The 10,735-nt window shown below is 41.5% G+C and carries 8 protein-coding genes; all 8 read right to left on the bottom strand.

Annotation, left to right across the window (positions count from 1 at the left end; genetic code table 11):
- The coding region (locus tag Q0668_RS15905) for a hypothetical protein (RefSeq protein ID WP_298866428.1) at positions 1-1,097 on the bottom strand (1,097 nt) is incomplete at its 3' end.
- Positions 1,097-2,083 carry an ABC transporter ATP-binding protein gene (locus tag Q0668_RS15900; protein ID WP_298866426.1) on the bottom strand — a complete coding sequence of 329 codons (987 nt, stop codon included), beginning with the start codon at positions 2,081-2,083 and terminating at the stop codon, positions 1,097-1,099. The genes Q0668_RS15905 and Q0668_RS15900, both read right to left, overlap by 1 nt.
- The gene (locus Q0668_RS15895) at positions 2,076-3,368 is read right to left on the bottom strand and encodes a hypothetical protein (RefSeq protein ID WP_298866424.1); all 1,293 of its coding nucleotides are present in this window, start codon (positions 3,366-3,368) and stop codon (positions 2,076-2,078) included. Before Q0668_RS15895 ends, Q0668_RS15900 begins: the two co-directional genes overlap by 8 nt.
- 235 nt (positions 3,369-3,603) lie before the next feature.
- Positions 3,604-3,906: a hypothetical protein gene (locus Q0668_RS15890; RefSeq protein WP_298866422.1), complete on the bottom strand. Its 303-nt coding sequence runs from the start codon at positions 3,904-3,906 to the stop codon at positions 3,604-3,606.
- Between the two features lie 71 nt (positions 3,907-3,977).
- On the bottom strand, positions 3,978-5,912 hold the full coding sequence (locus Q0668_RS15885) for an ABC transporter permease subunit (RefSeq protein WP_298866420.1): 1,935 nt from the start codon (positions 5,910-5,912) through the stop codon (positions 3,978-3,980).
- Entirely contained in the window at positions 5,909-6,856 is a 948-nt protein-coding gene (locus tag Q0668_RS15880; RefSeq protein ID WP_298866418.1) for an ABC transporter ATP-binding protein, read from the bottom strand. The genes Q0668_RS15885 and Q0668_RS15880 overlap by 4 nt, the downstream gene beginning before the upstream one ends.
- Before the next feature lie 17 nt (positions 6,857-6,873).
- Positions 6,874-9,072, bottom strand: coding sequence for a hypothetical protein (locus Q0668_RS15875; RefSeq protein ID WP_298866416.1), 2,199 nt, complete (start codon positions 9,070-9,072; stop codon positions 6,874-6,876).
- A gap of 23 nt (positions 9,073-9,095) precedes the next feature.
- Positions 9,096-10,735: VWA domain-containing protein (locus tag Q0668_RS15870; protein ID WP_298866414.1), on the bottom strand; the 1,640-nt coding region annotated here is incomplete at its 5' end.

Here is a 10,735-nt window from a genome sequence, read left to right as displayed (position 1 = left end):
ACATGAAAGACACGGGCTGAGATCAGACTAATCTCGATAATAAGTACAACAAGCATCGTCCAGAATACAGTCAGCGCAAATTCTTCCCTTGAATAGCTACGTGATAAATACGCAATAAAAATGCATAACGCCATCAAGGCAATCCCATAGCAGCATAATTTGATTACCGCCATTCCATAGCCACCGTTGAGAAAGAAGTAATCTTTCCATATTAATGCATTCCCCCATGAACGGCCTGGGGAAAAGTAATGACTTTTCTTTTTTGAGATTAAACCACGTCCGGGACTGGTAGAGATTTCAGTTAGAGCAAAACGAGTGAAAAGTAAACATGCAAAAAAGAACAAAACCATCCCCATAATCAGATTACCCCAAAATTGCATATTCCAGGGAGTTTCACTGTAACCAGAAATCAGAATCGTATTAATTTGACTCAATACAGAAAACTGCCCAAGCCAGTCTAATATGAGTTTGGGATAAACGTTAATCATGGAACCAGCGGCGATCCACCCTTGTTGCACCATCACTAACAAAACCCAGCTAAGCAGTGGTATTCCAAAAAAATAAAACGCGAGTGAAAGAACAACAAGCGTGGAGGCAGACCGTGATCGCGCACACACGACAGAACAAATTAATCCCAGATTTGACAGAAAAAACAAAAAAACGGCTAAGGCAATATAGGCAGAAATCACTTGAGAGAATGTAACGCCACCTAATGTAATTGCCAGTAATGTGAAGGGAAACTGGACTGACAGCAGCAAGAGGGCAGAAACCAACCGAGGCAGTGATTTTCCCAGCAAGAGAGAGATGGGATTCACCCCCGCCATCAAGAGCAAACCGATCGTCTGTTCTTCTTTTTCCTCTGTGATTGCCGTGGCAAAAAAACTGACACCTGCCATCAAAATAAAGACAAAGTTGAGATAGATGATTTGCGTAAAAAAAACTAGCCCCGCTGCAGTCATGAATCGACTGGTTGTATGCGCCATCATTAAACTAAACAGGATCATCACCGCGAACAGGAACCGAAATAAATGCGTCTGCGTCAAACGAAAATCGACATTTAATGCCCGATGAAAAAGTGCAAACATTCCTTGAAACATTAACGCACTCCCTGTTCGGTTAAATCCAGGAATGCCTGATTCAGATGCTTCTTATCTTTTTGGAATGACTCTATTACTCCTTGCAAATCGATGATTTTTGATAATAGCTTACTGGTATTTGTTAGTGTTGCATCAAAAGAAACGCGTAACTCACGAGCTTTCTCTGTTTTTTCGACGTTAAGAATTCCCGATTCGTTCGATAGCGATTCGACAAGTCCTTCCACTTCTGATACCAAAACAATCTTATATGTGGGATGCTCTTGTTCGTGTGTTAATAACCCATCCATCGTACCACTATATTTTATTAATCCGCGATCGATAATCGTCACGCTGTCACATAGTTCTGCTAGCTCACTTAGAATATGCGAACTTATGAAAATAGTTTTCCCCATACGCTTTAATTCTTGAAGTATTTCCATAAGCTCAATTCGTGCGCGTGGGTCCAGGCCGGAAGCAGGTTCGTCAAGCAATAATAAATCAGGGTCATTGACTAAAACGCGGGCCAAACTTACACGTTGCTGCATACCACGCGACAACCCACTAATCAGTGAATCCTTACGACCATCCATATCAGTCAGCGTCAGCACATCATTGATCACCTGGTCGCGTTGTTCCAGCCCCAAACCATATGCTGCGCCGAAGAAATCCAGATACTCAAAAACAGTCATTTGTCGATAGGTACTGAAGTGGTCAGGCATAAATCCGATTCGTTTACGTATCTCTTTAACGCCGGTCAGCACGTTATTCCCAAACACTTCGACTTTTCCAGCCTGTGGTCGCAACAAGGTGCATATAATTTTCAGAGTAGTCGTCTTCCCAGCACCATTAGGGCCAACAAACCCATGCAGAGATTGCGGATGAACCTTAAAACTGATCCCTTGCAGCGCCCGATGGCCTTTAAAAGCGTGTGACACATTTTTTATATCAATTACAGGTTTAACACCTTCATCATCGAATATAGGCATGTCAGAAAGCAATTCATTCATTTGGCAAGTCATTCATATTTGGGTGTAATGCAATTTCATTTACAAACAGTGTCCGTCCCTGTTGTATACCATCGACATCCGTCTTCAATTTAAATTCATCGGGAATATCACTGTAAAAGAAAAGTTTGATACGTGATCGATCGCTATCGAAAGTCCTGACTTGATCTGGTCGATTTAGATTCAGATTTTTCATAACCAGTCTTTTATACAGACTGGCATAGACTTTAGGAGTATCTGTTTCTTCATCGCGATATCCAAATCGGCGGTTATAACTTGCATCTGATTCTAATATGGATTTCCATGCGGAAAGTGGCGTTGAGCGATTTCCCAATTCCAGAATAACGGCGCCTTTCTCCTGCGTCTGTTTTAGATCGTATAAAACACGATTATAGAGAACTTGAATAATCGACGTATTCTTTGGTAATGCGGAGTTCATCTTGATTTTCAGCGTTTTTAATTTCGAGTTTTTATCGATCTGATATTCGAGTAATTTCATTTCAGGTTTCGGATAGGGCGATTTAATACGACACATGAAACTGCGAGCAGAAAATGGAGGAATATCCGCATGAAAACTTCCATCAACACCATTCATGATTGCCCCCTTAACTTTTTCCAATTCTTGAGCGGATGTGTAGATGACGCCTTCGCCATTTGCTGTAAACTGATAGTCAGCGCCATCGGTAACAAACGCATTGACGCAATAAGTTAAATCATAATGATCACCATTAAGTGGACGTGCAATAACCAAACTATTTAGTGTTGTTGTTTCGCCATAGCCTCGTTTGCCAACACTCCAAAACATGGCACTGAAGAATGCGACTGTCACTAGAATAAAGAGTAATGAATTGCGATACCCCTTTTGTTTCTTATGAAAAAAGTAGCAGCCAGGAAATATCATAAGCAGATACGCTCCTGTCATTAAATAGATCATCGTCCAGTTATGGTCAGGGTGTGTCAGTTCTGAAAGCTGATAAAGTAAATAGGAATTAAAGTTATCAAATACACGGTGATTATAAGTATTTTCTGGTCTTTTAACAGTTTCAGGGATGGGGACAGTAGCACCAACAGCAGATAACTCGGCAATTTGAACTTCCTGTTTTCTTGACAACAATCGCTTTTTATTCAACTCTTTAAGTTGACCGGAATGACGAATAATTAACCCAGCCCCAATACGGAAGTGATCAAAAGGGGCATTAATCGCAGACATGTTCGTCGCAAACTGTAAGTTCGTGCCAGATGCATCGGGCAGCAGATGCAATATGCCACCGCGATAGAGCCAATCCATAAATGAATTCCTGCGTGCTGCATCCCAACGTGGGACGTGGTCCAGGATAATTTCATCCAATGAATCGGTAGCAGTGACAGACGGTGGGAAGAGTTCATCGCGGAACTTTTTGAAATGACTTCCACCTTGCGATAAAGCATTTCCATCAACGAGAATAACACACGAGTTATTCGCATCATCCTTCTCTATGTTGTCAGAGTTTCTGCCAGTCTTGTTGACACGACGGCTGTAAAGATTACCAGGCCCCCCAGTTAAGGGACCAGTTTTCCTGCTGCTTATCAATTATATAGGGATAGAACTGCACCCATTGAGAGGTATAAGGGGCAAGAAATACTCTGCGGTAGAGCGGAGCGCCAACTTTGGTGCCGTTGTATTGCAGGCGATTCAATTGAACCAGTTCATCAAATGTTTCGGGAGTATTATTGCTCAGTAACAGAGAAAGTGGAATACATTGCCCAGTCGGACGTTGATTAGTAAATCCCCAGATGGCTTCTTCAATATCCATGGCATAAAGAGTACCTGGTAAAAGAAGCAACATTCCGGCACAGCCAGTCAGCAACATTTGTCGACAAGATATGCTTGCGGATTTCATCGTATCAAACAGATATTTCATTGATCTGGACTCAAAAGAGATTGTTTACCTGCAGGGAACAGCGTCGTTCGGTCTATGAAATTCCCCTTGCTGTCTAAACGACCAAGATTTTTATCGATATGCATATGACACTGATAGCGGAACAGTAAATAACAGCCACCATAAATGAAAGTATTAATAATCAAAGGACCCCATATCGTACCAAAATCTTGAAATTCGGCTATTTCATTAATTACGATATACGATGCGGGACTGAGAAATAAACCATAAATGACAGACTCTTCATTAAAAGAAGGATTCAGTATTAAAACCGGGAATATTAAAATGAATGGGAGAATGCACCAGAGAACGATCACTCCTAATGCGGAAAGAATTGCTTTCGTTTGTGATTTCACTTTCATGCCTATCCAGCAAAACAGCCAGATTAACATCGGTAGATAAATCCCAATTGTAAGTAATGATCCAACCAAATACGGGAACCACTCCAATTTATATGGATTGCGATTGTGTGGACTGATCTGGGCGTACTCCCATTTCCACCAGGCTTCGAATAACACAATCGTCAGTAAAGGAACTAATAAAGCCAGAGATAAACGTCGCACACCAGCAATTTTCTGCGCCAGAATGTCTTTTCCGGATAGTGGTGTTGTCAGTAAAACATCCAATGTTTCATGAGAGCGTTCACCGGAGATCAGACTGGTTGCCGAAACAGCTAACAGCAATACTACCAGTCCCCAGATGAACCAGAGTAACATGACCGCACCTGGAACAACGGCCTCAGGGCTACTGGATGCAATAAATAAACACAAGAAAAGTACGGGAATTTCGAGTGTTATCAGAATTCGAAATAGATAGCGGACAGTTCCCAGCGATTTTTTTGATGTTTCACGCCAGGCAATCGGCTTGTTTTCAGGAAGTTGAATCTGTTCTTTTACGAGAACGATTCCACGTGTAACCCGGTTTTGATTGATTTTAGAAAATATGCTATCTAATGATTTGAAGAGATTCAATAAATAATTTCGCGAAGGAAGAAAAGCACGACGCACCAGAAAGTAATGAGCGAAAAGTAAAAATACAGAGATACTGAGAATGGTCGGAATACTGTAAATAACTGTGCTGCCCAACGCGGAGAATCCAATTCCCCTGGAAAAACGATCAAACCAATAAGGTGAAAACAATACAAAACTAAGCTCTCCATTTCTGGGTACAATATTTGACCAGATCGGCAGGTTTTGTAGAAAATTGGCAATAAGACCCCAAGAGCCAATGCTCTGAGTATTGGCGTTAAAATTGATGCCTTGCAATTGAATGGTAATCAGATCAAGAAAATCGCGAAAATAGAATAGATTCATTTCATACGAAATAGCTGGTCCGAATATCATCAAAAAACCAAATACATATGTGGCAATAAATGCGGATACGGTCGTGCGAAAGAAACTCGAACACAATACGCCAAGTGCTGCCACCTGGAACATCGTGAGCACTAGCAACCAGAGTCCATTTATAAACATGGCCGGTGAAACGCCCCCCAATGAATAAGCAAATGCTAAAATCGGAAGTCCCAGCATCAAAAATGTAACCATGGTGATCAATCGTCCCAGGTACTTTTCCAGGATGATCGTGGAAGGACTCAATCGCGTAATTAATAGGAGCCCCAGACTATTGTGCTCTTTTTCCTGTGTTATCACGCTACAGGTGATTGCTGGCAGGAATAAATAGATCGCGGTGAATTGTAAATAGATCATTGATTCAAAGATTTGACGTCCGCGTCCGAGTATCGCCAATGGGTTATTTTGAAGGCCGGATATCTGGTCGAGACTAATATAACCGACACAACCCAGAAACAGCAGTGCATAAATCGTTCGGATAATATAAGTCCGCCGACGATTAGCCATCTCGGTTAATTCTTTGCTCAGCAAGGGCAAACTGATTTGAAACCGTTTCAATTTCATGCGGTTTTCCCTTCCGTCAGTTTCATGAACACCGTTTCCATGTCCATGGCTTCCGCCTGAAACATTCGAATTTTTACACCCATAGCAGCAAGTTTTGCATGTAAATCTTCAACTGCCAATTGATCTTCCTGTAGTTGAATCGCCAGCCGATCTACCTGAACAGTGACTGATTTCACACCTGGCATTGCTTCGATCTTTTCACAGACTCCATTCATTTCGCCGACAATTTGGACATGCACAACGCGACTGAGTTCCAAACGCTTATAGATATGATCGAGAGATCCTTGGGTTACAAATTCTCCCGCTTCAATGATTCCGATACTGGTACAGAGTTGTGACAGTTCGTGAAGAATATGACTGGAGATGATAATCGTTTTCCCCATTTCCTTTAACGCAACCAATAGCTCGCGCACTTCTATTCGGGCGCGGGGGTCCAGTCCGCTGGCTGGTTCATCGAGTAATAACAAATCAGGATCATGCAGCAGGACACGTGCCAATGCCAAACGTTGTTTCATACCTCGAGACAACGAATCGACGGGAGCATCAATTTTTCCTGTTAAATCAGTCAGCTCCAAAACATCGTTCACGATGGCTTTTCGTTTCTTGCGATTAATACGATAAGCGGCTGCAAAAAAATGTAGATATTCCCGGGCGGTTAAATCTTCGTAAACACCGAAAAAATCGGGCATATACCCAATCATTTCTCTGATCAGATGAGGGGCCTTGTTTACTGAAATACCATTTATCTTGACCGTGTCACATTGATAGTCTCGTTGTAACGTTGCCAGAACTTTGATCGTGGAAGATTTTCCAGCTCCATTTGGGCCGATAAAACCAAATACTTCACCCTTAGGTATCGAAAAAGAAATGCCTTTGACAGCTTCATATTTTCCGTAACGTACCCACAGATTTTTTACTTCCACCATTGGAGGTTGCGTGCTCATCAGAATCTGTCATCTTTTCATTTTAGAGTCTTAGAAGAGTTAGTTTCATTATCTGCAACAAAAAACTGACGATAGATTGTGTCCTGATCTTTACCGGGAACATAAACGACAACCAACCATTGCTTTGGATCGGAAGGATCCAGAATACTCAGGTCTTCATAATTATTACCACCAGAGGGTGATGTCTGTGAAATAATCTGAAAAAGCCCCATCTGATTACGAACACAGATATCGTCCATAAAACTATGTTGTACTTGTTGTTGACCAGCGTATCTTTGATAATTATGAAACGCTGGGTTCAATAATGCGTATGCCTTCGAATTTCGAATCTGACTTGGGTGATGATCATCGGGTTGATAAAGGGGAAATCGTTTTACTTGACCATTTGAAACCCCTTTATAGATCAATAACTGTGCCCGGTTACCAAGAGCGATCTTAATTTGTTTATTAATTTTCTGTCTTCCCAAACCAGAGTTCAGTTGTTCAACACGAATTGTAGACCAGTCAAACGAGGTCGGTAATTCTTCCGGATAATTATTAATGATACGATTCAGTTGGGGAGTCCATTGCGGCATCAATTGAAAAACTGAATATTGAGTGGGGATTGACCCTGAATAAAAAGGAGGGCTAACTAACGCAGTACTCATGTTCCGGACGTACATATTATAATTTGGGATCATCCCCAATTCAGTATGATTAATGGGAGTGAATAACCCGGATTTGATCTTTGTTTCAATTTGCTGATATGAGCCGGTAAATATCAATTCAATCTTATTCTCTTTAACCGGGTCCCCTTGTGCATCCAGATCATAAATAACGAGAGTTTTCCGTTCATAGGAAGTCTGCATGAAATAGTCAGAGAGTATAAATGCAATCAGAGCAAAACCAATCGAGATTAAGGGAAATGTAATCCAGGTAAAACGACGTATTCTGAGTTTGCCTAAGATGAAATATTCTCCCGGCCCAATAATCAGTACATATCCCAGCAAGACTGCCATAATAATCCAGGAAGGCACAACACGCATTTCTGCAGGCATTAAGCTGGTAACAACTGCCCCGCCAGTGAAGATTGGCCGATAATTTAAGCTGAGCATTTCGTTGATCGAATAAGCATTCAAGTTGTTGTAGTTTGTCTGTTTTTGTGTTTTAAGAAATGACTCCACCAAAGTATGATGATCCCACTTATCCTCTTTTTGATAATAGACTTTCTGCGACTCTTTTAATTTCCATAAAAAAAATGGAATCCGACTCATTTCATTTGAAGAAAGCAAATTTTCATCCAGAGCATCCTCGAGCACGACCACTGCTCTTCCCCAACCCGTTCGTTGAAACCAGATCTGCTTTTCCTGATCGAATTCGAGATTACCTTCTGAATTAATGAGAAAAGGGGTGTCAGTCTTCTTACCAATCAGGTCGTTTAAAAACTGAAGCGGAAGCTGACCGGGAGTCAAGCCGGCAATGACACAGAGGCTTCCTCCAGACCGAACCCATTGGTGAATTGCTTTTAAATGGCGCGATTCTAATCGATTCAATCCGCGTGCCGTAATTACCAGTAAATCATACTGATGACAGCCTATCGGTAATTGTGGAAATTCCGGAGGGGGTATATGAATGGAAACAGTGTTGACATCTAATGAAATCTTCTGATTATTGAATAAATTTCGATTGGGAAAATAGGAATTGATTAAATCTTGATCAAGTGCAATTGGTTCCTCAGGGCTAATTGCTTCAAATTTCAACTTATCTAAGAACTTTTTAATATTCGACGATAATTGAACATCAAATGGATCACAGACACCGACAGCAAACGTCCGCTGAAAACGACGACCTACATGTAATGAATATTCTTTCTTAAAATCATAACGGTTGTTTTTGGTAACAAAACTGAGCTTTAGTTTGAGTTCTCCATACGGATTATTGACATTAAATGGTGGCAGAACCATCGGAATTTCATGAAATCCTGAATGCAAAGCAACATCATGTGACCTGAATTGGCCATATTTTTCGTTACCGTCATGCGCTGACACAAAAAAATGACCTTCTAATAATCCGGATGTAGAAACCGAACATTGCCAGACAAAAGAGACAGGTCCATCGCTCTTGGGGAATTGCGTCGGTTGATAAAGATCGACGGTCATCGGAATTGACTGTGCGGAGACAACACCAGGCATAATTACCAAATAGAAGCCCAGGTAAAGTAGAATTCTCCGAGTCATAAACCCAGTCTTTCGTTCATCTTTTATGTAGGAATCCCAGCCGGACGACGTTGAAAATACCACCATTCCACTAAAAGCAAAACAAATGCAATCAATGCGAATTCGCTCCAAAGAGGTTTATCACTGTCGATTTGTGATTGCGCTGCGGTTACAGGCACTTCGCTAAACTGAATTTCATCAATGGTAACGAGAGATGTTTCTAATGGGTTCAATAAACTAACACTGATTTCATCAGAATCAGCACCTTCACCAGTTATGAAATATCTTCCTACATGCAAGGCACCAATACCAGAGACCACTCCATTCTTGTTGCTTTCGGTGTTAAATTTCTTACCACTGGGTGTTTGAATTTGATACGTTGCATCAGGCAGATATTCTACCGCTGGTAAAATGGGAGTCGCGGAAGCTTGCACCTCAGCAATCCCGGCTTCCTGTAAAGTAAGTTGTATCAAATTCGAAACCATGATTGGAAAACCAATCCGATAAGGCATCGTTGAACGATCTGTATTAAATAGAAAGTAAAACTCCAGATCCCCCGATTTTCTTTTTTGTAATAAAAGCGGACCTCCTCGACCGTGGACTAATACTTCATAACCCAGGCCTTCTAGATCCTCGACACCGGAATTCTCTTTCCAGACGGGTTGCTCTGTGATCTGCACATCATTTAATTCAACATGTCGCAATAATGCAGAACTACGATTCCAGTCAACCACATCTGTTAAATTTGTTTCGAGCGATATGTATTTGATAAGATCCTCGGGAATAAACCCGACTCCCAGTTTTACAAGTGCCGGTTTCTCCAAACTGTTTTCGGATGAAGAAATGATCAAATCGTATTCAGCAGGACCGACTGTCTCATTTTGTTCCGGATACAATTCCAGGTTTTCATCATCTGCAAGAGCATACCGATAACTCGCAAGACTATCGCTAATATAAACTAACAAAGACCGGGACCGGGGAATTGTCAGATAGGCACGATTATCTGACTCTAAACTATCAAATGAGCCGGGAGTCAAAACGGCTTCCAGTTTAGATCCACTATCCGTGTTGATGGAAAATTCGATCCGCTGAGAATCGCTTTGTCCTAAAACAACTTCTTCTTTGGCAATACTCTGCCCATCCTGTAGTAATTCGATGCTAGCCGGATTCTCAGATTTTAAGGAATTAGCAATGCGAATAAACACATCCCAGTTACCAGTTTGACTTTTTCGTGCATTAAATGAGGTGATTCCAATATTAGAACCAGCGGGAGGCAGCTTCTGGTAATTTAACTCAAAGGGAAGATCAAAATTCACTTCCTTGGGAAAATTGCCATCGGAATAAAAAAGTACCGTCTTTATCGTTTCTGTTCTGGAAAGTGCTTGAGTCATTCTCAAAGCGTCTTCCAGCTTACTGGGAACATCATCAACAGTTAATTCTGCAAGTGATTGTTTTAAGACTCTCTGATTGTCAGTAAATGCTGTCAAACGGCGTGCCGTCGAACTGACAGCAACTAATGAAACTCGCTGATTGGGAAGTAAATTATCGATTAATTCGGTGACTCGCTCTTTGGCAAGTTCCAGGCGTGTTTTATTTGTTTCAGGATCGGTAGCCGCCATGCTGGCCGAACAATCGATTAAGATGGGTAAATTCTCTGCCCGATCCGCACCACTTTGAACATAAG

It is taken from the genome of uncultured Gimesia sp. (assembly GCF_937910335.1).
In the GTDB taxonomy this organism is placed as follows: Bacteria; Planctomycetota; Planctomycetia; order Planctomycetales; family Planctomycetaceae; genus Gimesia.
This window is presented reverse-complemented; position numbering and strand designations above follow the sequence as displayed.

Coding starts and splice junctions, on each gene's coding strand:
- Q0668_RS15900 (WP_298866426.1), bottom strand. CDS start 2,083: ATGAATGAATTGCTTTCTGACATGCCTATATTCGATGATGAAGGTGTT.
- Q0668_RS15895 (WP_298866424.1), bottom strand. CDS start 3,368: ATGGATTGGCTCTATCGCGGTGGCATATTGCATCTGCTGCCCGATGCA.
- Q0668_RS15890 (WP_298866422.1), bottom strand. CDS start 3,906: ATGTTGCTTCTTTTACCAGGTACTCTTTATGCCATGGATATTGAAGAA.
- Q0668_RS15885 (WP_298866420.1), bottom strand. CDS start 5,912: ATGAAATTGAAACGGTTTCAAATCAGTTTGCCCTTGCTGAGCAAAGAA.
- Q0668_RS15880 (WP_298866418.1), bottom strand. CDS start 6,856: ATGAGCACGCAACCTCCAATGGTGGAAGTAAAAAATCTGTGGGTACGT.
- Q0668_RS15875 (WP_298866416.1), bottom strand. CDS start 9,072: ATGACTCGGAGAATTCTACTTTACCTGGGCTTCTATTTGGTAATTATG.